Here is a 22896-nt window from a genome sequence, read left to right as displayed (position 1 = left end):
GTCATCTTCGGCTGCGGCACCGGCAATCCCTTCTTCTCCACCGACACCGCCGCTGTGCTCCGGGCCGCCGAGATCGATGCCGACGCCATTCTGCTGGCCAAGAACATCGACGGCGTCTACTCTGCCGACCCCAACAAGGACCCCACCGCGGTGAAGTACGACTCCATCACCTATGATGAGATCCTGGCCCGCCACCTCCAGGTGATGGATTCCACCGCCACCTCTCTGTCCATGGATAACAAGATCCCTGTCATTCTCTTCGCCCTCAAGGACCCGGAGAACATCTACCGGGTGATCATGGGAGAAAAAATCGGAACAATTGTCAAGGAGGCACAGTGAGATGAACGAAGCCAACAAGGAATTTGACGCAAAGATGCAGAAGACGGTGGACGTGGTGAAGAGCGACTTCGCCAGCGTCCGCGCCGGCCGCGCCAATGCCGCCGTACTGGACAAGATCACTGTGGACTATTACGGCGTGCCCACCCCCCTGAACCAGGTGGGCGGCATCTCCTCCCCCGACCCCCGCAGCCTGGTCATCCAGCCCTGGGACGCCAAGCTGCTCAAGCCCATCGAGAAGGCCATCCAGACCTCCGATCTGGGCATCAATCCTCAGAACGACGGCCGTGTCATCCGCCTGAACTTCCCCCAGCTCACCGAGGAGCGCCGCAAGGACCTGACCAAGCAGGTCCGCAAGTACGCCGAGGCGGGCAAGGTGGCCATCCGCAACATCCGCCGGGACGCCATGGACAAGTTCAAGGCTCTGGAGAAGAAGTCCGAGATCACCGAGGACGACCGGAAGGAGCTGGAGAAGGAACTCCAGGACATGACCGACAAGCGCTGCAAGCAGATTGATGAACTGACCGAAAAGAAGGAAGCCGAGCTGATGGCCGTGTAACGGCCTGGCCGGCACAGCGAACGCATACGCACGGTCCCGGGCATCTGCCCGGGGCCTGTGCCGAAGATTGCCACGCCAGCATGTCGTGGGCGCGTTCCGGCACCGCCGGAGAAGAGTCCGCGCCCTGTGCCGGCGTGGCAATCCGCGTCTCCCGTCTCCGGCGCCAGTTATCAGGATAAAAGGATAGAGGATATCATGCCATTTTTTAAGCCAAAGGAAGACACCGCCGCTCTGGTGGACTTCGATCACCTGCCCCGGCACGTGGCCATCATCATGGACGGCAACGGCCGCTGGGCCAAGAAGCGGGGCCTGCCCCGCACGGCGGGCCATGCCGCTGGCGCGGAGAATTTCCGCACCATCGCAACCTACTGCAAGGAGATCGGCCTGGAGTACCTGACGGTCTACGCCTTCTCCACCGAGAACTGGAAGCGGCCCGCGGAGGAGGTCTCCGCCATCATGGGCCTGCTGAAGAAATACCTGATCGAGGCCATCGGCAAGATGGAGCGGGACCGGGTCAAGATGTGCTTTTTCGGCGACCTGTCCCCGCTGCCCCAGGAGCTCCGGGACCTGTGCGAGCAGACCAAGGAGATCTCCAAGCACTACGAGGGCGTGCAGGTCAACATCTGCCTGAACTACGGCGGCCGGGATGAGCTGGTGCGGGCGGCCAGGGCCTTTGCCCTGGACTGCGCCGCCGGGAAGGCCGACCCCAACCACCTGACCGAGGCCCAGTTCGGCAATTATCTCTTCTCCGCCGGGGTTCCCGACCCCGATCTGGTCATCCGGCCCAGCGGGGAGGAGCGAATCTCCAATTTCCTGCTTTGGCAGTCGGCCTATGCGGAATACTATTTTACAGATGTTCTCTGGCCTGACTTCAATCGAGACGAGCTCCACCGGGCGCTGGCCGCCTACCAGCACCGTCAGCGGAGATTTGGAGGTGTCATCAATGGTTAAACGAATTGCGGTGGCGGTGGTGTGCATCCCGCTTCTGTTTGTGGTGTTCTTTGTGCTCCCGGAGATCGCCATTCCCATCATGATCTCCGTGCTGTCCATGCTGGCCCTCCATGAGGTGCTGTGGTCCACGGGCTTTGTAAAGAACGCCTGGATCTCCGGGCTGTCCATCGCCCTGTCCGGCGTGGTGCCCTTCTGGGTGTATATCGGCCAGGGCATGCGCTCGGCCCTGTGCGGCATTTTCATCTACTTTGTCTGTATCTTCGTGGTGGCCATCTCCAGCCACTACACCGTGACCCTGGAGAAGATGGGCGGCTCCTTCTTCTTCGCCATGCTGATCCCCTACTTCCTGTCCACCTTTGTGCGGATCGATCAGCTGCCTCTGGCGGACTACCTGATCCTCCTGCCCCTGGTGGCGGCCTTCACCAGCGACGCCTTCGCCCTCTTTGCAGGCATGGCCTTCGGCAAGCACAAGCTGGCCCCTGAGCTCTCCCCCAAGAAGACGGTGGAGGGCGCTGTGGGCGGCCTGGTGGGCGCCATCGTCTGCTGCCTGATCTACGGCGTGGTGATGCAGCTGGGCTTCCAGCTGAAGGTCAACTATGTGCTGCTGGCGGTGTACGGCCTGCTGGGCAGCCTGGTGTCCCAGCTGGGCGACCTGTCCTTCTCCTATATCAAGCGGCAGTACGGCCTGAAGGACTTCGGCAACATCTTCCCCGGCCACGGCGGCGTGCTGGACCGGTTTGACAGCGTCATCTTCTGCGCCCCCCTGATCGAGATCCTGATCTACTGGCTGCCCGCCATCAGCGCGTAACAGGGGAGCGTCCACCTCACGTAAGGAGTGGATTGCGGATATGAGAAGAATTTCCCTTCTGGGCTCCACCGGCTCCATCGGCAGGCAGTCTCTGGACGTGATCTCCGCCTGCGGCATGACCGTGGCGGCCCTGACTGCCAACCGGGATGTGGAGCGGATGGAGGCGCAGGCCCGGCAGTTCAAGCCCGAGCTTGCTGTGATGATGGACCCGGCCGCGGCCGCGGACCTGCGGGTCCGGCTGGCGGATACGGGCATCCGGGTGGCCTCCGGCCCCGAGGGCCTGGAGGAGGCCGCCGCCCTGCCCTCCGCCGACACGGTGATCACCGCCGTGGTGGGTATGGTGGGGCTGAAGCCCACCCTGGCGGCCATCGCCCAGGGCAAGCGCATCGCCCTGGCCAACAAGGAGACCCTGGTGTGCGGCGGCGAGCTGGTGATGTCGGAGGCGGAGCGCTATGGCGCGGAGATCGTGCCCGTGGACTCGGAGCACTCCGCCCTGTTCCAGTCCCTCCAGGGCTGCCGGGACAGGGGAGAGGTCCGCAGGCTGATCCTCACGGCCTCCGGCGGCCCCTTCTTCGGGTACACCAGGGAGCAGCTGGAGCATGTCACCCTGGACCAGGCCCTCAAGCACCCCAACTGGTCCATGGGCGCAAAAATCACCGTGGACTCCGCCACCCTGATGAACAAGGGCCTGGAGTTTATCGAGGCCATGCGGCTCTACCACATGCCGCCGGAGAAAATTTCCGTGGTGGCGCACCGGGAAAGTATAGTCCACTCCCTGGTGGAATACTGTGATAATGCCATGATCGCCCAGCTGGGCAGCGCGGATATGCGCCTGCCCATCCAGTACGCCCTCACCTGGCCCGCCCGGACGGAGGCGGTGGCAAAGCCTCTGGACCTGCTGACCTGTCCGCCTCTCCACTTCGCGCCGCCGGATATGGAGGCCTTCCCCTGCCTGGGGCTGGCCATCGGCGCGGCACGGACGGGGGGCACCGCCACGGCGGTGCTCAACGGGGCCAACGAGGCGGCTGTGGGGCTGTTTCTGGAGCGGAAGATCGGCTTTATGGACATTCCGCGGCTGGTGGAGCGAGCCCTCAGCCAGGTGGCCCCGGTGTACGGCGGCGGCCTGGCGGAGATTCTGTCCGCCGACCGGGCGGCCCGGGACGCGGTGCTGTCCGCCCAGGGAACCCAACGCTAGGAGAAGCATTCTATGATCATCGTCTATATCCTCATCGCAATCTTGATGTTCGGACTGCTCATCGCGGTCCATGAGTTGGGCCATTTCGTCGCGGCCAAGGCCGTGGGCGTCAAGGTCAACGAGTTTGCCGTCGGCATGGGCCCCCGCATCTTCCACCGGCAGAGGGGGGAGACCGAGTACACCATCCGACTCTTTCCCATCGGCGGCTTCTGCGCCATGGAGGGGGAGGAGGAGGACTCGGGGGACCCCCGGGCCTTCGGCAACAGGCCGGCCTGGCAGCGGCTGATCGTGCTGGCCGCCGGTGCGTTCATGAACTTCCTGACCGGCGTGCTGATTTTCGTCATCCTCTTTGCGGGGACCACCAGCTATGTCACCCCGGTCATCGCCAGTTTTATGGACGGCTTTTCCGCCCAGGGCCAGGACGGCCTGATGGCCGGAGACCGGATTGTGGAGGTGGACGGCCACGCCATCTACCTCCAGGAGGACATCAGCCTGTTCTTCAACCGGGCCGGCGAGGTGATGGATATCACCGTGGTGCGGGACGGGGAGCGGGTGAAGCTGGAGGACCTGTCCATGCCCTGGCTGGCCATGGCGGACGAGAACGGCAACCCGGTGCTGGATGAGAACGGCAACCAGGTCCTCAAGCGGGGCATCAATTTCACCATCGCCCAGGCCAATGCATTTGACCGGCTGCGGCTGGCCTGGTATAATTCCATTGACACCATCCGCCTGGTGTGGGTCAGCCTGGGCGACCTGTTCACCGGCGCGGTGGGCATCCGGGATATGTCCGGCGCGGTGGGCATCGTGACCATGATGAGCGACGTGGGCAATCAGGCCCAGGAGAGCGCCCAGGCCACCGGGCAGAACTGGGTGGCCGCTGTGGCCAGCAGCATCGCCTATTTTGTGGCCTTCATCGCCATCAACCTGGCGGTGATGAACCTGCTGCCCATTCCCGCCCTGGACGGCGGACAGATCCTGTTCCTCATTGTGGATAAGATCTACAATCTCTTTTCCAAACGGCACATCGCCCAGAAATATCTGGGGTATATCAACGCGGCCGGTTTCATCTTCCTCATCGGGCTGATGATCCTGGTGGCCTGCTCCGATGTGCTCAAGCTGTTCGGCAAATAAAAGGGGAGACGGCAGTCTCCCGACGGGCACCTCTCCTCCTGCATGGGAGGGGAGGTGCCTGTCCCTAGACATAAGGTGAACGGGGGAGATACCTATGACAAAGCAGATCATGGTGGGCAAGGTGCCCGTGGGCGGCGGCGCGCCGGTGACCATCCAGTCCATGTGCAATACCCGCACCGACGACGTGAAAGCCACGGTGGAGCAGATCCTCCGGCTGGAGGCCGCGGGCTGTGAGATCATCCGGGTGGCGGTGCCCGACATGGCGGCGGCCAGAGCGGTGGGCGCCATCCGGGAGCAGATCCATATCCCGCTGGTGGTGGACATCCACTTTGACTACAAGCTGGCCCTGGAGTGCGTGGCCGCCGGGTGCGACGCGGTGCGCATCAACCCAGGCAACATCGGAGGGGAGGACCGGGTGAAGACGGTGGCCAATGCCTGTAAAGCAAAAGGACTTCCCATCAGAATCGGCGTCAACGGCGGGTCCCTGGAGAAGCCGCTGCTGGCCAAATACGGCGGCGTCACCGCCGAAGCCCTGGTGGAATCCGCCTTCGGCCACATTGAACTGCTCAACCGGTACGACTTTGACGACATCTGCGTGTCCCTCAAGTCCTCCAGTGTGCCCATCACCATGGCGGCCTACCGGCTGATGAGTGAGAGAAGTAATTATCCTTTACACCTTGGCGTCACCGAGACGGGCACGCCGAGAATGGGCGTGCTGAAATCTGCGGTGGGCATCGGCGGCCTGCTGGCCATGGGCATCGGCGACACCATCCGGGTGTCCCTGTCCGCCGACCCCATCGAAGAGGTGTATGCCGCCCGAGACATCCTGAAGGTGTCCGGCGTGCGGAGGGAGGGCCCGGAGCTCATCTCCTGTCCCACCTGCGGCCGCACCCGCATCGACCTGATCGGCCTGGCCCAGCAGGTGGAGGAGCGGCTCCAGAGTGTGACCAAGCCCATCACCGTGGCGGTGATGGGGTGCGTGGTCAACGGACCCGGCGAGGCCTCCGCCGCCGACGTGGGCATCGCCGGGGGAGACGGCGTGGGCCTGCTGTTCCGCCGTGGGGAGATCGTGAAAAAGGTGCCCCAGGAGCAGCTGGTGGACGAGCTGTTTAAGATGATCGACGAACTGTGATAAGCCCGGAGCGGGGAACCCCCTGTTCCGGTGTGAAACCGTGTGTGGGAGCGTTGGTGCTATGCCTGAGCAAAAGATACCCTTTCTGACATTGTTTTCCGCCTGGCAGCCAGGGGAGGAGCTGGCGGCCCTGGCCGCCGGATGTACGGTCACTGGAGCGGTGATCGACCGGACGACCCGGTCCATCTCCGCCCGGGTGGAGTGCCCGTCCCTGCCCGGCGACGATCTGCGCCGCCGCTGGGAGCGCTCTCTGGCCGACGCCTACCAGGTGGGGCAGGTGATGCTGGAACTGCTGTGTCCCCGCAGCGAAGCGGCGGCGCCTGAGGTGCCGCCTGCACCGGAGGCCCGGCCGGAACCTCAGCCCATCCCGGAGCCGCCCGTGGAGCAAGGGCCTTCCGTTCCGGAGGAGGTGCCCGCCCCTGAGGAGCATCCCCACCGGGAGACGGAGGCCGAGGCGGCCTTCCGCCGCACCGAGGAGATCCGCCGTGAGGCCCTCCAGAAGCTGAAGATCTGCCGCCCTGCCGCTAAAAAGCCGGACAGCAAAAAGGGAGGCGGAAAGCTCATCTTCGGCCGCCGGGAGATCAAGGGCGAAGTGACGGCCATGAAGAGCCTGAACCTGGACATGGGCACCGTCATCGTCAAGGGCGACGTGTTTGCGGTGGAGCACAAGGAGCTGAAGAAGCGGGGCGCCTGGGTCATCGGCTTTGACATGACCGACTACACCGGCTCCATCCACATCAACAAGTTTTTCCCCGGTGAAGAGGGCAAGCCCATCGTGGACAACGTGAAGGAGGGCATGCACCTGCTGGTCCAGGGCAAGCTGAACGTGGACCGGTTCTCCGGCGAGATGGTGCTGGAGCCCTACGCCATCATGGAGGGGAAGAAGGAGACCAAGCAGGACAACGCCCCGGAGAAGCGTGTGGAGCTCCACCTCCACACCACCATGTCCACCATGGACGCCCTGACCCCCACCAAGTCTGTGGTCAAGCGGGCGGAAAGCTGGGGCCACCGGGCCATCGCCATCACCGACCACGGCGTGGCCCAGTCCTTCCCGGACGCCTGGCACGCCGCCAAGGACATCAAGGTGCTCTACGGCGTGGAGGCCTATTACATCAACGACGTGGACGATCGGGTGGTGGTCCACGGGGAGCAGGAGCAGGACTTCACCGGCGAGGTGGTCTGCTTCGACATTGAGACCACCGGCCTGGACAACCGGCGGGACGTGATCATCGAGATCGGCGCGGTCATCCTGCGCAACGGGGAGATCGCTGAGACCTTCGATACCTTTGTCTCTCCCGGCCGCCCCCTGAGCCGGGAGATCGTGGAGCTGACCAGTATCACCGACAAGATGCTGGAGGGGGCCCCCTCCCAGGAGGAGGCCATCCGGACCTTCCTGGACTTCGCCGGGGACCGGCCTCTGGCCGCCCACAACGCCGAGTTCGACATGGGCTTTATCGCCGAGGGCTGCCGCCGGTACGGCATTCCCTTTGAAAAGACCTCTATCGACACCCTGATCCTGGCTCAGAACCTGCTGCCCGACCTGGGCAAGTACAAGCTGGACATTGTGGCGGAGCACCTGCGGCTGCCCCCCTTCAAGCACCACCGGGCCGACGCGGACGCCGGCATGGTGGCCTACATGCTGGTGCCCTTCTTCAAGATGCTCCAGGACCTGGGCATCCACACCCTCCAGTCCATCAACCCGGAGATGACCCGCCTGCGGGTGAAGGGCAAGGCCCGCCGCCAGCCCAAGCACCTGATCGTGCTGGCCAAGAACAACATGGGCCTGCGCAACCTGTATACCCTCATCTCCAAGTCCCATCTGGAGCACTTCAAGCGGTACCCCATCATGCCCAAGAGCCTGATCAACCAGTACCGGGAGGGCCTGATCCTGGGCTCCGCCTGTGAGGCGGGCGAGCTCTTTGAGGCGGTGGTCAAGCACAAGGACTTCAATGAGCTTAAGCGTATCGCCTCCTGGTACGACTTTTTGGAGATCCAGCCCCTGTGCAACAACGGCTTCATGCTCCGCAAGGGCATGGTCCAGAGCGAGGAGGAGCTGCGGGACTTCAACCGCACTATCGTGGCCCTGGGCAAGGCCCTGGACAAGCCGGTGTGCGCCACCGGCGACGTCCATTTCCTGGACCCGGAGGACGAGATCTACCGCCACATCCTGCTGGACACCAAGGGCTTTGAGGACTGCGACGCGCCTCTGCCCCTGTATTTCAAGACCACGGAGGAGATGCTGGAGGAGTTCTCCTACCTGGGCAAGGAGGACTGCTACAACGTGGTGGTCCGCAACACCAACCTGGTGGCCGACTGGTGCGACCGCATCAACCCCCTGCCCAAGGGCCTGTTCGCCCCCAAGCTGGAGGACTCCGCCGGGGAGCTGTCCCGGCTGGTGTGGGGGAAGGCCAAGTCCCTCTACGGCGAAGAGGTGCCCCAGATCGTCTCCGACCGTATCAACGCCGAGCTGGGAGACATTCTGAAGCGGCACTACGACGTGATCTACATGTCCGCCCAGAAGCTGGTGCAGAACTCTCTGGAGCACGGCTATCTGGTGGGCTCCCGGGGCAGCGTGGGCTCCTCGCTGGTGGCCTTCATGTCGGGCATCACGGAGGTCAACTCCCTGCCGCCCCACTACCGCTGCCCCAACTGCAAGCACTCCGACTTTGAGATCGCCAAGGAGCTGGGAGCGGGCTGCGGCGCCGACATGCCCGACGCGGTGTGCCCGGTCTGCGGCGCCCAGTACGCCAAGGACGGCTTCAACATCCCCTTCGAGACCTTCCTGGGCTTCGGCGGCGACAAGGTGCCCGATATCGACCTGAACTTCTCCGGCGAGTACCAGGCCAAGGCCCACCGGTACACCTTTGAGCTCTTCGGCGAGACCCATGTGTTCCGGGCCGGCACCATCGGCACGGTGGCGGAAAAGACGGCCTTCGGCTACGTGAAGAAGTACCTGGAGAAGCGGGGCATCCACGTGCCCCGGGCGGAGGAGAACCGGCTGGCCCAGGGCTGCACCGGCGTCAAGCGCACCACCGGCCAGCACCCCGGCGGCATGGTGGTCATCCCCCAGAACCGGGAGATCTACGATTTCTGTCCTGTCCAGCACCCCGCCGACGACCCCAACACCGACATTGTCACCACCCACTTCGAATATCACTCCATGGAGTCCAACCTGCTGAAGCTTGACATGCTGGGACACGATGACCCCACCATGATCCGCATGCTGGAGGACCTGACCGGCGTCAACGCCCGGACGGACATCCCTCTGGACGACAAGAAGACCATGTCCCTGTTCACCTCCTCGGAGGAGCTGGGGTTTGTGGACGACCCGGTGCTGGGCCCTACCGGCGCGGTGGCCATCCCCGAGTTCGGCACCTCCTTTGTCCGGGGCATGCTGGAGGACACCAGCCCCAGCGAGTTCGACATCCTCATCCGCCTGTCCGGCTTCTCCCACGGCACCGACGTGTGGCTGGGCAACGCCAAGGAGCTCATCGTCAACCAGGGCATCCCGGTCGGCCAGGCCATCGGCTGCCGCGACGACATCATGCTCTTCCTCATCTCCTGCGGCATGCCGGAGAAGCGGTCCTTCAAGATCATGGAGTCGGTCCGAAAGGGAAGGGGCCTGCCCGAGGGTGCGGAAGAGGAGATGAAGGCCGCCGGCGTGCCCGACTGGTACATCGGCTCCTGCAAAAAGATCAAGTACCTGTTCCCCAAGGCCCACGCCGTGGCCTACGTGATGATGGCCTTCCGCATCGCCTGGTTCAAGGTCCACCGGCCTCTAGCCTTCTACGCGGCCTATTTCTCCATCCGGGCCAAGGCCTTTGACGAGACCTATATGTGCCGTGGCATGGACGTGGTGAAGGCCAAGATGAAGGAGATCAAGGCAAAGGACAAGGAGGCCACCGCCGTGGAGCAGGACATGCTCACTACGCTGGAGGTATGCTACGAGTTCTATCTCCGTGGCTTCACCTTTGAGCATGTGGACCTGTACAAGTCCCACGCCATCAACTTCATCTTCAGCCAGACCAACGACAAGGCGCTGATCCCGCCCTTCTCGGCCATCCCCGGCCTGGGCGAGACGGCGGCCTGGTCCATTATGGAGCAGCGGGAGGGCAAGGAGTTCATCTCGGTAGAGGAGTTTTCCGCCGCCTGCCCCAAGGTATCCAAGACCCATATTGAACTGCTCAAAGCCGCCGGCGCCATGGACGGAATGCCGGATACCAGCCAGATGACCCTGTTCTGAGACATTTTTCCTGCGGCTGCGCAGGCAGTCGGCATGTTCCGGCCGCCTGTGCAGCCGCTGCTTTTCCGTGGCGGACAGCCAAGAGTGGACAGCGGCTGAAAAAACCTTGACTTTAGTATGGTAGTGTGCTACCATGGAAAAGCAAAAATCGGGCATAGGAGGATTTTACGTGAATTACACGGTACATACCCCCGAGGGCACCCGGGACCGGCTGTTTGCCGAGTGCCGGGAGCGGCGCCAGGTCCAGCAGGCCCTGACGGCGCTTTTCCGCCGCCGCAGCTATGCGGAGATCATCACCCCCGAGGTGGAGTTTTACGACCTCTTCCTCCAGTCGGGCAATCCGCTGCCCCAGGAGGCCATGCTGAAGATCATCGACCGTTCCGGCAAGATCATGGTCATGCGGCCTGACTGCACCACCCCCATCGCCCGGGTGGCGGCCACCAAGCTGCGCACCGTACCTCTGCCCCAGCGGCTCTACTATGACCAGACCGTGTTCCGTTCCGGGCAGGAGCACCGGGGCGGCAGCAGTGAGATCGCCCAGTGCGGCGTGGAGCTCATCGGCGCGGGGGGGAAGAAGGCCGACCTGGAGATGGTGGCCCTGGCCGTGGACGCGCTGAAGGCCGCCGGACTGGAGCAGTTCCATGTGGAGCTGGGCCACGTGGGCTTCTTCCGGGAGCTGACCGCCCGGGTGGATATGCCCGCGGCGGCGGCGGAGCAGATGCGCTCCCTCATCGAGGGCAAGAACTTCGCCGCCCTCAACGACCTGCTGGAGCCCTATGACGGACAGAGCGCCGTCCGGCCCCTCCGCCGCCTGCCCTACCTCTTTGGCGGGGCCGAGGTGCTGGATGAGGCGGATACCCTCTCCGGCGGCAGCGACGCCCTGGACTACCTGCGGGACCTGTACGGCGAGCTGAAGCACGCGGGCTATGGGGAGCACATCCGCTTCGATCTGGGCCTGGTCCATCAGATCGACTACTACACCGGCGTGGTCTTCCGGGGCTACGTGGAGGGGGCGGGGGACGCCGTTCTCTCCGGCGGACGGTATGACAAGCTGGTGGGCGCCTTCGGACGGCCCGCCCAGGCCACCGGCTTTGCTGTGGACGTGGACGCGGTGGCGGCCTGCCTGCCCGCCGTGTCTTCCGCCGGGCTGGAGATGCTGATCCACTACGGAGACGGGGAGTTTGCCAGGGCGCTGGCAGTGCTGGATGCCCGGAAGCCCGGCTCCTGCGAGCTGTCCCCCTGCCGGGCGCTGGAGTCCACCCTCAGCCTGGCCCGTGAGAAGGGGGCGCCCGTGGTACTGGTGCTGGAAAACGGCGGAGAGAGGATGGTGGAGGTATGAGTCAGAATCTGAGGATCGCCCTGACCAAGGGCCGCCTGCAGGACAAGGCAGTGGCCCTCTTTGAGGCCATGGGGCTGGACTGCACCCCCATTAAGAACCCGGGCCGCCGTCTGATCCACACCATCCCCAACTACCCTCTGGACGGGGTGCTGGCCAAGGCGCCCGACGTCATCACCTACGTGGAGCACGGCGTCTGCGACCTGGGTATCGCCGGGAAGGACACCATCCTGGAGCAGGGGGGCGCCTTCTACGAGGTGTTGGACCTGGGCTTTGGCAAGTGCCGCTTCGCCCTGGCGGTGAAGGAGGGCAGCGACTTCTACGGCACCTACAAGACCCGGCGCATCGCCAGCAAGTACCCCAATGTGGCCCGGACCTTCTTCGCCAAGAAGGGCATGGACGTGGACATCATCAAGATCGAGGGCAGCGTGGAGCTGGCCCCCATCCTGGGCCTGGCCGACGCCATCGTGGACATTGTGGAGACCGGCGCTACCCTGAAGGAGAACGGACTGGTGCCCATCGAGACCGTGGCGCCGGTGAGCGCTCGGCTGATCGTCAACACAGCCAGCATGAAGCTCCGCAAGGCGGAGATTCAGGATTTTATCGCCAGATGTGAGCGGGAATTGGAGAAAAAGTGATGCTGGAGATTATCCGTGCCGACGGAACGTCGGAAAAGAATAAAATTGCCGCCATGCGGGCCAGAGCGGCCGAAGTGAGTGCGGACGTGGACCGCGCGGTGGCTGATATACTGAGTAATGTAAGGGAAAATGGCTTTGCAGCTGTCAGGGAGTATTCCCTCCGCTTTGACAAGGCGGAGCCCAGGGAGATCTCCCGGGAAGAGCTGGATGCGGCCTACGCCTCCTGCTCCCCGGAGCTGATCGGGGCCATGGAGCGGTCCGCCGCCAACATCCGGGATTACAATGAGCATTTGCTCACCCGCACCATGGAGTGGCGCTCGCCTGACGGCGGCGTGGTGGGCCGGGTGGTCCGCGGCCTGACCCGGGTGGGCATCTACGTGCCCGGCGGCACGGCGGCCTACCCCTCCTCGGTGCTGATGAACGCGGTGCCCGCCAAGGTGGCGGGGGTGGAGGAGATCGTGATGGTCACGCCCCCCACCGAGAATCTGAACAGCGCCGTGCTGGCCGCGGCCAGGATCGCCGGGGTGGACCGGGTCATTGCGGTGGGCGGCGCCCAGGCGGTGGCCGCCCTGACCTACGGGGCCGGGTTCATTCCGCGGGTGGACAAGCTGGTGGGGCCGGGCAACGCCTTTGTGGCGGCGGCCAAGCGGATGGCCTACGGCAAGCTGGATATCGACATGGTGGCCGGGCCCTCCGAGGTGCTGGTCATTGCCGACGGCAGCGCCAACCCGGTGTACGTGGCCGCCGACCTGCTGAGCCAGGCCGAGCACGACAAACTGGCCTCCGCCGTGCTGCTGACCACCAGTATGGAGCTGGCCCAGGCGGTGGACAAGGAGATCATCCGACAGACCGGGTATCTCAGCCGCAGCGAGATCATGGAGGCCTCCCTCCGGGACTTCGGCTGCGCTATTGTCTGTGACACCCTGGACGGCTGTGCCGCCCTGGCCAACGAGATCGCTCCCGAGCACCTGGAGATCGTGACCGAGGACCCCCGGGCCCTGCTGCCCGCCATCCGCAACGCCGGCGCGGTGTTCCTGGGGGCCTGGTCCCCGGAGCCTCTGGGGGATTACATGGCCGGACCGGACCACGTACTGCCCACCAGCGGCACCGCCCGCTTCTTCTCGCCCCTGAGCGTGGACAGCTTCCTCAAGACCATGAGCGTCATCTCTTATGAGCGGGAGCAGCTGGCGCCGGTGAAGGACCAGATCATTGCCCTGGCCGAGGCGGAGCGGCTCACCGCCCACGCCAACGCCATCCGGATGCGCTTTGAAGATGCGCCGGCCAAGGAGGAATTTTGATGGAGAGCCGTGTGTACAAGGCGGGGGACGCCCCTGTCCGGGCCTGTACCATTGAGCGAAAGACAAAGGAGACTCAGATCAGCGCAAACCTCTGTCTGGACGGGGGAGAGGTGAAGGTGTCCACCGGCATCGGCTTTTTTGACCACATGCTCCACGCCCTGGCCTTCTACGCAGGCTTCGGCCTGGAGCTGGAGGCCAGGGGGGATCTGGAGGTGGACGGCCACCACACCGTGGAGGACACCGGCATCGTCCTGGGGCAGGCCTTCCGGCAGGCCATCGGCGACCGGAAGGGCATCCGCCGCTTTGCCAGCGCCTACGTGCCCATGGACGAGGCCCTGGGCTTTACCGCTCTGGACATCTCCAACCGCCCCTTCCTGGTCTATGAGGCGGAGATGCCCCAGGAGCGCATGGGGGAGTATGACGCCTGCCTCACCGAGGAGTTCATGCGGGCCTTCGCCGTCAACGGGGGACTGACCCTGCACATGAAGGCCCTCTACGGCCGCAACGCCCACCACATCACCGAGGCCCTGTTCAAGTCCCTGGGCCTGGCCCTGAAGGACGCGGTGAAGGTAGAGGGGTGCGGCGTCACCTCCACCAAGGGGGTGCTGTGATGGGCTATACCGCAATCGTGGACTACGGCGTGGGCAACCTGAAGAGCATTGCCAACGCCATGGATTATCTGGGCCTGCCCACCCGGGTCACCGACGACGCCGGGACACTGGAGCGGGCCGACGCCATCATCCTGCCCGGCGTGGGGGCCTTCCCCGACGCGGCGGAGCGCCTGCGCCGGTCCGGGCTGGACAGGGTGGTGGTGTCCCAGGCGGAGCGGAAGCCCATCCTGGGCATCTGCCTGGGGATGCAGCTGCTCTTCGACATGGGAGAAGAGGTGCGGGAGTGTAAAGGCCTTGGACTTGTCCATGGCCGCGTCAAGCGGATTGAGACCGACCGGAAGCTGCCCCACATCGGCTGGAACAGCCTGACCTTCCAGAATGACGGCCCCATCTTCCGGGGACTGGAGGACGGCGCGTGGGTGTACTTTGTCCACTCCTATTGCGGTGTGGCCGCGTCGGAGGAGGACGTGATCGCCCGCACGGAGTACGGCGTGTCGGTGGTGGCAGCGGTGCGCAGCGGCAATGTGTACGGCTGCCAGTTCCACCCGGAGAAGAGCGGGGAGACCGGCCTGCAAATCCTGAAAAACTTTGGGGAGCTGAACCGATGAAACTTTTTCCTGCCATTGACATGAAAGATAGTAAGGTCGTAAGGCTTTACAAAGGAGATTTTGCAACGGTCCACCAGGTTGCCGACGATCCCCTCACTGTAGCCCGTGCTTTTTACGAAGCGGGAGCGCGCCACATCCACATGGTGGACCTGGACGGGGCCCGCAGCGGTGTGCGGGTCAACTTCCCCATGATCTATCAGGTCATCCAGAACTCCGGCCTCAAGGTGGAGCTGGGGGGCGGCATCAAGACCGAGCTGGACGTGATCACCGTAGGTGAGGCCGGGGTGGACCGGCTGGTCATCGGCTCTGCGGCGGTCACCAACCCCGGCCTGGTGTCCTATGCCCTGGGGCTCTACGGGGACCGGGTGGCCGTGGGCATCGACAGCCTCAGCGGCAAGGTACGCACCGCCGGATGGGAGGAGAACTCCGGCCTGGACTACCTGGAATTCGCCGCCAAAATGGAGTCAATCGGTGTAAAGAATATTATCTTTACAGATATTGCGACAGATGGGATGCTGTCCGGCCCATCCTATGACCAGCTGGCACAGCTCCAGAAGACGGTGTCCTGCAACATCACCGCATCAGGGGGCGTATCCTGCCTGGACGACATCAAGCGCCTGCGGGATATGGGCCTCTACGGCGCCATCATCGGCAAGGCCTACTATGCCGGGACCATCGACCTGGCGGAGGCGGTAAAGGAGGCTGGGGACCAGTGCTAGCCAAACGGATCATTCCCTGCCTGGACGTGCGGGACGGCCGGGTGGTCAAGGGAGTCAATTTTGTCAACATCCGAGACGCGGGCGACCCGGTGGAGCTGGCCAAGTACTACTCGGACGCGGGGGCGGACGAGATCGTCTTTCTGGACATCACCGCCACCAGCGACAACCGGGACACCGTGGCCGACGTGGTGGAGCGGACAGCGGAGCAGGTCTTTGTGCCCCTGACCGTGGGGGGCGGCATCCGCACCCTGGAGGACTTCCAGCTGCTGCTCCGGGCCGGGGCGGACAAGATCTCGGTGAACTCGGCGGCAGTGAAGGACCCCACCCTCATCTCCCGAGCGGCGGAGCGGTTCGGCTCCCAGTGTGTGGTGCTGGCCATCGACGCCCGCGGCAGGGGAGACGGCACCTGGGAGGTGGTGACCGCCGGAGGCCGCAACCCCACTGGGCTGGACGCAGTGGAATGGGCCAGAGAGGGCCAGCGGCTGGGGGCGGGGGAGATCCTCCTCACCTCCATGGACGCCGACGGCACCAAGGCGGGCTTTGACCTGCCCATGACCAAGGCCATCACCCAGGCGGTGGGCATTCCGGTCATCGCCTCGGGGGGCTGCGGCAGTCTGGAGCACTTTGCCCAGGTCTTTGAGGAGACCGGCTGCGACGCGGCCCTGGCGGCGTCCCTCTTCCACTTCGGCGAGCTGACCGTGGAGGAGGTCAAGGAGTACCTGCGGGACCGGGGCATCCCGGTCCGCCGGTCGGAGAAGAGCGAGTGGATGGGAGGCCGTCTGCATGTTTGATTTGGACCAGCTGTTTCAGAAGTCGGAGCTGATTCCGGTGATCATCCAGGACGCGGACACCCTGGAGGTGCTGATGCTGGGCTTCACCAACAAGGAGGCGGTGGAGCTGACCCTGAAGACCAAGACCGCCTGGTTCTGGAGCCGCAGCAGGCAGAAGCTGTGGAACAAGGGGGAGACTTCGGGCCATTTCCTCCACGTGGAGCGGATGGTCACCGACTGCGACACCGACACCCTGCTCTACTTCTGCCATCCCGTGGGTCCCACCTGCCACACCGGGGCGCGGAGCTGCTTTTTCCGGGAAATTTCAATGGAGGAATGACATATGAACGACGAAGTTTTGAAGCGACTCTATCAGGTGGTGCTGGACCGGAGGGCCAACCCCCAGGAGGGGTCCTACACCTGCTATCTCTTTGACAAGGGCGTGGACAAGATCCTCAAGAAGGTGGGGGAGGAGTGCGCCGAGACCATCATTGCCGCCAAGAACGGCGTGCAGGAGGACACGGTGAACGAGTGCTCCGACCTGCTCTACCACCTGATGGTCCTGCTGGCCGCCCAGAACATCCCACTGGACGCGGTGCTCTCCGAGCTGGACCGCCGCAGCGCCAAGATCGGAAATCTGAAGCAGATGCGGGTCACCGACCACAACACCTGAATACAAAAAGGCCATATCCGATAGACAGCGGATATGGCCTTTTGTTTGGATCTGTAGTATACTGTTGCCAGACATAAGTTCTGCCGCAAGGAGGAATTGGAAAATGAATGCATTTACCTATCATGTGCCCACGAAGGTCATTTTCGGTGAGAATACGGAGGCTCAGGCCGGGCAGGCGGTCCGGGATGCCGGGGGCAGCAATGTGCTGGTTATCTACGGCGGTGGCAGCGCGGTGCGCAGCGGCCTGCTGGACCGGGTCACCGCCTCGCTGGAGGCGGCCGGACTGCCCTGGCAGGCGGTAGGCGGCGTGCAGCCCAATCCCCACCTGGGGCTGGCCCAGGAGACGGTGGACAAGTTCCAGGGCAAGGGCATCGACTTTGTACTGGCGGTGGGCGGCGGCAGCGTGATCGACACGGCCAAGGCGGTGGCCCACGGCCTGGCCCGGCCCGAGGTGCCCATCTGGGACTATTACAGCGGCAAGGCCAAGGTGACGGCCTCTCTGAAAAAGGGCTCCGTCCTCACCATTGCGGCGGCTGGCAGCGAGACGTCGGACTCCGCTGTGCTCACCAATGAGGAAAACGGCCAGAAGAAGGGCATCAACACCCCCTTCAACCAGCCGGATTTTGCCATCATGAACCCCGCCCTCACCTGTACGCTGCCGCCCGAGCAGACGGCCTGCGGCGTGGCCGACATCATGATGCACACCATGGACCGGTATTTCAGCGTCCAGACCGACAACGCCCTCACCGACGGCATTGCCGAGGCGCTGCTCCGCACGGTGATCGAGTACGGCCGGGCGGCCATGGACGACCCCAATGACCTGAAGGCCCGGTCTGAGATCATGTGGTGCGGCAGCCTGTCCCACAACGGCCTCACCGGTCTGGGCCAGCCCAAGGACTTCTCCACCCACGCCCTGGGCCATGAGCTCTCCGGCATGTTCGACCTGCCCCACGGGGCCAGCCTGACCGTCATGTGGCCCGCCTGGGCTCGGTATGTGTACCGGGATGCCCCCGGCCGCTTCGCCCGCTTTGGCCGGAACGTCTGGGGCATCCAGGAGGAGGACGAGGAGCGGGCTGCTCTGGCGGCCATCCGGGCCACAGAGCGGTACTTCTGCGATGTGCTGAAGCTGCCCATCTCCTTCAAAGAGGCCGTGGGGATACAGGGTGAGTCAGTCCTCCGGGACCTGGCGCTGCGGGCCACCTACTACGGCGGCCGCAGGGTGGGACAGCTCCACCCCATGGAGAAGGACGAGCTCTATCTGGTCTATCAGCTGGCCAACCACTAAAAAAATGCAGCGGCGCCCACCGGGCGCCGCTGCGGTTTGACGGTCAGCCCTTCCAGAAGCTGACCTTGCTGGGGTCGTACTGGTCCACTCTGGGCCGCTCCTCGGCGGGCCAGCCCAGAGCCACGATGCCCACGGGGAGCACCGTGCCGTCCAGCCGGAAGTAGCGGGTGAAGCCCTCGATCCGCTCCGGCTTGGGGGCCACCGCGCACCAGCAGGCGCCCAGCCCCTGGTGGACCGCCTCCACCAGCAGGTTCTCGATGGCGGCGGCACAGTTGACGTAGAGATACCCCTCGTCCGATTCGGCGGTGCGGTCGCCCAGCACCAGCACGGCGGCCTGGGCCTGACGCATCATGCCCGTGTAGGGCTGGAGGGAGGGCATGTCGTCCAGGGTCTTCCGGTCGGTGATGACCAGGAACCGCCAGCTCTGCGTATTGCGGGCGGAGGGAGCGTTCATGGCGGCGTGCAGCAGCTCGGTGATGACCTCCTTCGGGATGGGGCGGTCGGTGTAACGGCGGATGCTGCGGCGGTCGAACAGTTCTTTCAGCATAGGGTGTTCCTCCTTTGAGTGTGCGGATAATAAAACCGCAGTAGGCAGGTATCTATTCTAGCATAAGTAAGGGAAAATAGAAAGCCGGACCGGGCACGGCAGGCGGATTCCGTGAAAAAAATTGACAAGTGCACGGCGCTGCGGTAAACTATAAAAATAAGCGTGAAACCCCGTTTGACGGGAAACAGCCAACCAAAACAGAGTGAGTGTGATAAGACAATGAGAAAGCAGAAGGTATCCAGCGCAGTGATCCGGCGGCTCCCTCGGTATTACCGCCATCTGAACGATCTCTTTCAAGCCGGTACCGTTCGAATCTCCTCCAACGCCCTGGGGAGCTCCATGGGCCTGACCGCCTCCCAGATCCGGCAGGACCTGTCCTGCTTCGGCGAGTTCGGCCAGCAGGGGTATGGATATAACGTAGAGAAGCTGCGGGGAGAGATCTCCGATATTCTGGGCATGAACCGCTCCCATACGGCGGTGATCCTGGGCGCCGGCAACCTGGGCCGGGCGCTGATCGAGAACTTCCACTTTGAGAAGAACGGCTTCCAGCTGACGGCGGCCTTTGATGTCAATCCCGCCATTGTGGGCAGTACCATCGGCGCTGTGACCATCCGCCACGCGGATACCCTGGAGGAGTATCTGGCGGAGCACCCCACCAGCGTGGGCGTGCTCACCGTCCCCGGCCGTGTGGCCAACGATCTGGCGGAGCGGCTGGTGGCCGCCGGCGTAAAGGGCATCTGGAACTTCACCAACATCGAGCTGAACCTGGCCGAGGGGGACAATGTGATCATTGAGGATGTGCACTTTGCCGACAGCCTGTTGGCCCTGAGCTATATGATCTCCGACGCGGACGACGCCCGGGAGTAAGGAATGAGACGAATTGCGGCAGCCCTGCTGGCCATGCTTCTGCTGGCCGGCTGTGTGGCGGCGGTGGCGGCGGGCGGCAGCTCGTCCGACCCGCTGCTGACCCAGTCCTATATTACCAATACCTATATCCCCGAAACGGTGGCGCAGGCGGACAAGGAGATCCAGTCCGGGCTGGGGAAAGTCTATGATGACGCGCTGGACGAGCTCAAGGCTCAGGCGGAGCTGTACCAGGCCCGGGCCAATGCGCTGGCGGGAGAGGGGGGCGGGTACGCCGCCTCCTTTACCGAGCAGCGCTTCAAGCACGGGGACGTCATCACCCTGGACACCGGCTCCAGCGGCATGCTGCTGGCCGGGTCGGCCACCATCTCCTACGCCTCCGGCGGCGGCGTGGTGGACATGACCACCGCCGCTGATGTGGCCTCCGGTGCGGCTATGACGGCGCAGCACCGCTATCTGGCCGCGGAGAACACCCTCTGCCAGCTGACTGTCACATCCGACACTGCCGTGCTGGCGCCCCAGGGGTTCTACTCCGTGGTAAAGAGCGACGCCACGGATTACAACGAACTGGCCAATGCCCTGAAGGAGATGGGGCTGTTCAAGGGCGGCGACACGGCCTACGGCGACGGGCTGATGCTGGAGAACGCCCCCACCCGCATCGAGGGCCTGATCATGTTTCTCCGCCTGCTGGGTGAGGAACAGGCGGCCCTGGCCACAACGGAGCCCTGTCCCTTTGTGGACGTGCCCGCGTGGTGCCAGAGCTACGTGACCTATGCCTACGCCAAGGGGTACACCAAGGGCGTGGGCGCGGACAGCGAGGAGCTGTACTTTGCCCCCTATGTCACCATCACCTCCGGTGAGTACATGACCTTTGTGCTCCGGGCGCTGGGCTATCAGGACAGCGGCAGCAACCCGGATTTCCAGTGGGATTCGGCGCTGCTGCGCAGCCTGGAGCTGGGGTGCATCACCGACGGGGAGTACAAGCTGCTGGTGGAGGAGCCCTTCCTCCGGGCCCAGGTGGCCTATGTGTCCTATTACGCGCTGGACGCCAAAATGAAGTCCGGCGGGACCCTGCTCAGCCATCTCGCTTCTGCGGGGACCCTGGACTCCGCCAAGGTCAAGAAGGTACAGGCCGGCGTGGTCACGGAGCGAATTGCATAAGCACAGCCCCCGGCGGCAGCCGGGGGCTTTCTCTTTGCCTGTGTGGGGCGGGCGGGATGCCGCACCAATCGGAGGGCGGGGCATAGTATGAAGTGAGGCCGCGCAGGAGAAGCCGCCAGGGCAGGCTCCGGCAGCCGGTCTCCATTTCATTTCAGGAGGTACTTCATTATGGGGTGCTGCAATAACGGTTCCGGCTGGGGTGGCGGCTGCGGCTGCCTGTGGATCATCATCCTCATCATCATCCTGTGCTGCTGCTGCGGCGGCGGGAACTGGGGCGGCTGCGGTTGCGGCTGCAACAACAACGGCTGCGGCAATAACTGCGGCTGCTGAGAGAGCAGGCTGAACATAAGAACAGAGGGCCGGGCGCGGTAGCGCCCGGCCCTCTGTCATGAGAGCGGGGGGAGAAGAGGGGACTCAGCCGCCCAGCTGGGCGATGCCCTTGCGGATGCGGGCGAGGGCCTCGTCCCGGCCCAGGATGTGGCACAGCTCTACCGCGCCGCCGGGGGTGACGGCCTTGCCGGACAGGGCGGTGCGCACCGGCCACATGATCCGGCCGTTCTTCAGCTCCAGCTTTTCCGCCAGGCCGATGAGGGCGTCATGGATGGCGTCGTAGGTCCAGTCGCTCAGGCCCTCCAGCACGGGGAGCACCTGCTTGAGGGCCTCCAGGGAGTTTTCCTCGTTGGTCTTCATCTTCTTGTGGCAGTAGAGCTCGTTGGAGTACTCGGGCAGGGCGTCGAAGAAGTCCACCTGGGGGGCGATGTCCAGCAGGGTGTCGCACCGGGGCTGGACCAGGGGGGCAATGAGCTTCAGGTCGATGCCGGGGGTCTTGACGGCCTCCCGGAGATAGGGCTCGGCCAGAGCATAGAAGTCCTCGGGGGAGAGCTCGCGCAGGTACTTGGCGTTAAAGTAGCGCAGCTTCTCGATGTCGAAGATGGCGGGGGACTTGGAGATGCCGCCGATGTCGAACACCTGAGAGAGCTCCTCCAGGGAGAAGAACTCCTGCTCGCTGTACTCGCCCCGGGGGGACCAGCCCAGCAGGGTGACGTAGTTGACCACGGCCTGGGACAGGAAGCCCTGGGCGATCAGGTCCTGGTAGGAGGGGTCGCCGTGGCGCTTGCTCATCTTGTTGTGGGCGTCCCGCATGACGGGGGAGCAGTGGATATAGGTGGGCACTTCCCAGCCGAAGGCCTGATAGAGCAGGTTGTACTTGGGGGCGGAGGAGAGGTACTCGCTGCCCCGGACCACGTGGGTGATGCCCATCAGGTGGTCGTCGATGACGTTGGCGAAGTTGTAGGTGGGCAGGCCGTCGGACTTGATGAGCACCTGGTCGTCCAGGGTGTCGTTGTCCACGGTGATGTCGCCGAACACGGCGTCGGAGAAGGTGGTGGTGCCGCCGGCGGGGATCTTCTGGCGGATCACGTAGGACGCGCCGGCGGCGATCCGGGCCCTGGCCTCCTCCAGGCTCAGGGAGCGGCAGGGGTCGGCGGCGCGGTCAAAGTTGCCACTGTCCTCCTCGCTCTCAGTCTTCTCGCAGAAGCAGTAGTAGGCGTGGCCCCGCTCCACCAGCAGCTCGGCGTACTTGCCGTAGGTGTCCCGGCGCTCGGTCTGGACATAGGGAGCCACGGGGCCGCCGATATCGGGGCCCTCGTCCCAGGTCAGGCCGCACTCCCGGAGGGTCTTGTAGATCACCTCGGTGGCGCCCTCCACCAGGCGCTCCTGGTCGGTGTCCTCGATGCGGAGGATAAAGGTGCCGCCCTGATGGCGGGCGATGAGCCAGGTGTAGAGTGCGGTGCGCAGATTGCCGATGTGCATATAGCCGGTGGGGGAGGGGGCGAAGCGGGTACGGACCTTGCCCTTGGGGATGCGGGCCTCCATGTCGTCAAACCATTTCATATCCATGGTCATGCCTCCAGTGGTAATAATTGTGAGAATCACGCCGACAGGCGGAAGTTCTTCTGATCTTTACCATTCTAAAGGTAAGGGTATAACTTGTCAAGCGGTACGCCGTGTGGTATGATAAACTGGTATGTA

General features: G+C 64.1%; 23 protein-coding genes. 21 read left to right on the top strand and 2 right to left on the bottom strand.

Annotation, left to right across the window (positions count from 1 at the left end; translation table 11 throughout):
- The 18 genes from Q0K23_RS07415 to Q0K23_RS07330 form a co-directional block, all read left to right on the top strand.
- The coding region (locus Q0K23_RS07415) for a uridine monophosphate kinase (protein ID WP_367179038.1) at positions 1-339 on the top strand (339 nt) is incomplete at its 5' end.
- A 1-nt stretch (position 340) separates the two neighbouring features.
- Positions 341-895 (top strand): ribosome recycling factor, encoded by a 555-nt coding sequence (gene frr / locus Q0K23_RS07410; protein ID WP_294520015.1) that lies wholly within the window; start codon positions 341-343, stop codon positions 893-895.
- A gap of 195 nt (positions 896-1090) precedes the next feature.
- The gene (locus tag Q0K23_RS07405; RefSeq protein ID WP_294520012.1) at positions 1091-1846 is read left to right on the top strand and encodes an isoprenyl transferase; all 756 of its coding nucleotides are present in this window, start codon (positions 1091-1093) and stop codon (positions 1844-1846) included.
- A complete protein-coding gene (locus tag Q0K23_RS07400; protein ID WP_294520010.1) occupies positions 1839-2654 on the top strand; it encodes a phosphatidate cytidylyltransferase in 816 nt (271 codons plus the stop codon). The genes Q0K23_RS07405 and Q0K23_RS07400 overlap by 8 nt, the downstream gene beginning before the upstream one ends.
- A 40-nt stretch (positions 2655-2694) precedes the next feature.
- A complete protein-coding gene (gene dxr, locus Q0K23_RS07395; RefSeq protein WP_294520007.1) occupies positions 2695-3849 on the top strand; it encodes a 1-deoxy-D-xylulose-5-phosphate reductoisomerase in 1155 nt (384 codons plus the stop codon).
- Positions 3850-3861: 12 nt separating this feature from the next.
- On the top strand, positions 3862-4980 hold the full coding sequence (locus Q0K23_RS07390; protein ID WP_294520003.1) for an RIP metalloprotease: 1119 nt from the start codon (positions 3862-3864) through the stop codon (positions 4978-4980).
- 94 nt (positions 4981-5074) lie between these two features.
- Positions 5075-6112 carry a flavodoxin-dependent (E)-4-hydroxy-3-methylbut-2-enyl-diphosphate synthase gene (gene ispG / locus Q0K23_RS07385; protein WP_294519999.1) on the top strand — a complete coding sequence of 346 codons (1038 nt, stop codon included), beginning with the start codon at positions 5075-5077 and terminating at the stop codon, positions 6110-6112.
- Between the two features lie 61 nt (positions 6113-6173).
- Positions 6174-10355, top strand: a complete 4182-nt coding sequence (locus Q0K23_RS07380) for a PolC-type DNA polymerase III (RefSeq protein ID WP_294519996.1) — start codon at positions 6174-6176, stop codon at positions 10353-10355.
- 169 nt (positions 10356-10524) lie between these two features.
- Complete coding sequence (gene hisZ / locus Q0K23_RS07375) at positions 10525-11694, top strand: ATP phosphoribosyltransferase regulatory subunit (RefSeq protein WP_294519993.1); 1170 nt, start codon at positions 10525-10527, stop codon at positions 11692-11694.
- Entirely contained in the window at positions 11691-12329 is a 639-nt protein-coding gene (hisG, locus tag Q0K23_RS07370; RefSeq protein ID WP_294519990.1) for an ATP phosphoribosyltransferase, read from the top strand. The genes hisZ and hisG overlap by 4 nt, the downstream gene beginning before the upstream one ends.
- The gene (hisD, locus tag Q0K23_RS07365; RefSeq protein WP_294519987.1) at positions 12329-13627 is read left to right on the top strand and encodes a histidinol dehydrogenase; all 1299 of its coding nucleotides are present in this window, start codon (positions 12329-12331) and stop codon (positions 13625-13627) included. The genes hisG and hisD overlap by 1 nt, the downstream gene beginning before the upstream one ends.
- Positions 13627-14238 carry an imidazoleglycerol-phosphate dehydratase HisB gene (gene hisB, locus Q0K23_RS07360; RefSeq protein ID WP_294519984.1) on the top strand — a complete coding sequence of 204 codons (612 nt, stop codon included), beginning with the start codon at positions 13627-13629 and terminating at the stop codon, positions 14236-14238. The genes hisD and hisB overlap by 1 nt, the downstream gene beginning before the upstream one ends.
- Positions 14238-14846, top strand: coding sequence for an imidazole glycerol phosphate synthase subunit HisH (gene hisH / locus Q0K23_RS07355; protein ID WP_294519981.1), 609 nt, complete (start codon positions 14238-14240; stop codon positions 14844-14846). Before hisB ends, hisH begins: the two co-directional genes overlap by 1 nt.
- Positions 14843-15565, top strand: a complete 723-nt coding sequence (hisA, locus tag Q0K23_RS07350; protein WP_294519977.1) for a 1-(5-phosphoribosyl)-5-[(5-phosphoribosylamino)methylideneamino]imidazole-4-carboxamide isomerase — start codon at positions 14843-14845, stop codon at positions 15563-15565. Before hisH ends, hisA begins: the two co-directional genes overlap by 4 nt.
- Positions 15559-16356: an imidazole glycerol phosphate synthase subunit HisF gene (gene hisF, locus Q0K23_RS07345; RefSeq protein ID WP_294519974.1), complete on the top strand. Its 798-nt coding sequence runs from the start codon at positions 15559-15561 to the stop codon at positions 16354-16356. The genes hisA and hisF overlap by 7 nt, the downstream gene beginning before the upstream one ends.
- The gene (gene hisI, locus Q0K23_RS07340; protein ID WP_294519972.1) at positions 16349-16675 is read left to right on the top strand and encodes a phosphoribosyl-AMP cyclohydrolase; all 327 of its coding nucleotides are present in this window, start codon (positions 16349-16351) and stop codon (positions 16673-16675) included. The genes hisF and hisI overlap by 8 nt, the downstream gene beginning before the upstream one ends.
- Before the next feature lie 3 nt (positions 16676-16678).
- Complete coding sequence (gene hisE, locus Q0K23_RS07335) at positions 16679-17008, top strand: phosphoribosyl-ATP diphosphatase (RefSeq protein WP_294519969.1); 330 nt, start codon at positions 16679-16681, stop codon at positions 17006-17008.
- Positions 17009-17111: 103 nt separating this feature from the next.
- Positions 17112-18293, top strand: coding sequence for an iron-containing alcohol dehydrogenase (locus Q0K23_RS07330; RefSeq protein ID WP_294519966.1), 1182 nt, complete (start codon positions 17112-17114; stop codon positions 18291-18293).
- 43 nt (positions 18294-18336) lie between these two features.
- Here the strand turns inward: Q0K23_RS07330 and Q0K23_RS07325 are convergent, their stop codons facing one another.
- Positions 18337-18840 (bottom strand): nitroreductase family protein, encoded by a 504-nt coding sequence (locus Q0K23_RS07325; protein ID WP_294519963.1) that lies wholly within the window; start codon positions 18838-18840, stop codon positions 18337-18339.
- Positions 18841-19059: 219 nt separating this feature from the next.
- Here Q0K23_RS07325 and Q0K23_RS07320 point away from each other — a divergent pair, with 219 nt between their 5' ends.
- The 3 genes from Q0K23_RS07320 to Q0K23_RS07310 all read left to right on the top strand — a co-directional run bounded on the left by Q0K23_RS07320 (position 19060) and on the right by Q0K23_RS07310 (position 21195).
- Positions 19060-19707, top strand: coding sequence for a redox-sensing transcriptional repressor Rex (locus Q0K23_RS07320; RefSeq protein ID WP_294519960.1), 648 nt, complete (start codon positions 19060-19062; stop codon positions 19705-19707).
- A gap of 3 nt (positions 19708-19710) precedes the next feature.
- Positions 19711-20865, top strand: a complete 1155-nt coding sequence (locus Q0K23_RS07315; RefSeq protein WP_294519957.1) for a hypothetical protein — start codon at positions 19711-19713, stop codon at positions 20863-20865.
- 168 nt (positions 20866-21033) lie between these two features.
- Positions 21034-21195, top strand: a complete 162-nt coding sequence (locus tag Q0K23_RS07310) for a hypothetical protein (RefSeq protein WP_294519954.1) — start codon at positions 21034-21036, stop codon at positions 21193-21195.
- Between the two features lie 84 nt (positions 21196-21279).
- Here Q0K23_RS07310 and gltX read toward each other — a convergent pair whose 3' ends face one another.
- The gene (gltX, locus tag Q0K23_RS07305) at positions 21280-22764 is read right to left on the bottom strand and encodes a glutamate--tRNA ligase (RefSeq protein WP_294519951.1); all 1485 of its coding nucleotides are present in this window, start codon (positions 22762-22764) and stop codon (positions 21280-21282) included.
- Positions 22765-22896 lie beyond the last annotated feature (132 nt).

Source organism: uncultured Pseudoflavonifractor sp., assembly GCF_944387275.1.
GTDB classification, from domain to species: domain Bacteria; phylum Bacillota; class Clostridia; order Oscillospirales; family Oscillospiraceae; genus Pseudoflavonifractor; species Pseudoflavonifractor intestinihominis.
This window is presented reverse-complemented; position numbering and strand designations above follow the sequence as displayed.

Bases quoted from the DNA above. Each gene is read 5' to 3' on its own strand.
- Q0K23_RS07390 (WP_294520003.1), top strand. From the start codon at position 3,862: ATGATCATCGTCTATATCCTCATCGCAATCTTGATGTTCGGACTGCTC.
- hisI (WP_294519972.1), top strand. From the start codon at position 16,349: ATGTTTGATTTGGACCAGCTGTTTCAGAAGTCGGAGCTGATTCCGGTG.
- Q0K23_RS07315 (WP_294519957.1), top strand. From the start codon at position 19,711: ATGAGACGAATTGCGGCAGCCCTGCTGGCCATGCTTCTGCTGGCCGGC.
- Q0K23_RS07310 (WP_294519954.1), top strand. From the start codon at position 21,034: ATGGGGTGCTGCAATAACGGTTCCGGCTGGGGTGGCGGCTGCGGCTGC.
- Q0K23_RS07405 (WP_294520012.1), top strand. From the start codon at position 1,091: ATGCCATTTTTTAAGCCAAAGGAAGACACCGCCGCTCTGGTGGACTTC.
- frr (WP_294520015.1), top strand. From the start codon at position 341: ATGAACGAAGCCAACAAGGAATTTGACGCAAAGATGCAGAAGACGGTG.
- Q0K23_RS07380 (WP_294519996.1), top strand. From the start codon at position 6,174: ATGCCTGAGCAAAAGATACCCTTTCTGACATTGTTTTCCGCCTGGCAG.
- hisA (WP_294519977.1), top strand. From the start codon at position 14,843: ATGAAACTTTTTCCTGCCATTGACATGAAAGATAGTAAGGTCGTAAGG.
- gltX (WP_294519951.1), bottom strand. From the start codon at position 22,764: ATGGATATGAAATGGTTTGACGACATGGAGGCCCGCATCCCCAAGGGC.
- dxr (WP_294520007.1), top strand. From the start codon at position 2,695: ATGAGAAGAATTTCCCTTCTGGGCTCCACCGGCTCCATCGGCAGGCAG.
- hisH (WP_294519981.1), top strand. From the start codon at position 14,238: ATGGGCTATACCGCAATCGTGGACTACGGCGTGGGCAACCTGAAGAGC.
- ispG (WP_294519999.1), top strand. From the start codon at position 5,075: ATGACAAAGCAGATCATGGTGGGCAAGGTGCCCGTGGGCGGCGGCGCG.
- Q0K23_RS07320 (WP_294519960.1), top strand. From the start codon at position 19,060: ATGAGAAAGCAGAAGGTATCCAGCGCAGTGATCCGGCGGCTCCCTCGG.
- hisE (WP_294519969.1), top strand. From the start codon at position 16,679: ATGAACGACGAAGTTTTGAAGCGACTCTATCAGGTGGTGCTGGACCGG.
- Q0K23_RS07325 (WP_294519963.1), bottom strand. From the start codon at position 18,840: ATGCTGAAAGAACTGTTCGACCGCCGCAGCATCCGCCGTTACACCGAC.
- hisG (WP_294519990.1), top strand. From the start codon at position 11,691: ATGAGTCAGAATCTGAGGATCGCCCTGACCAAGGGCCGCCTGCAGGAC.
- hisB (WP_294519984.1), top strand. From the start codon at position 13,627: ATGGAGAGCCGTGTGTACAAGGCGGGGGACGCCCCTGTCCGGGCCTGT.
- Q0K23_RS07330 (WP_294519966.1), top strand. From the start codon at position 17,112: ATGAATGCATTTACCTATCATGTGCCCACGAAGGTCATTTTCGGTGAG.
- Q0K23_RS07400 (WP_294520010.1), top strand. From the start codon at position 1,839: ATGGTTAAACGAATTGCGGTGGCGGTGGTGTGCATCCCGCTTCTGTTT.
- hisD (WP_294519987.1), top strand. From the start codon at position 12,329: ATGCTGGAGATTATCCGTGCCGACGGAACGTCGGAAAAGAATAAAATT.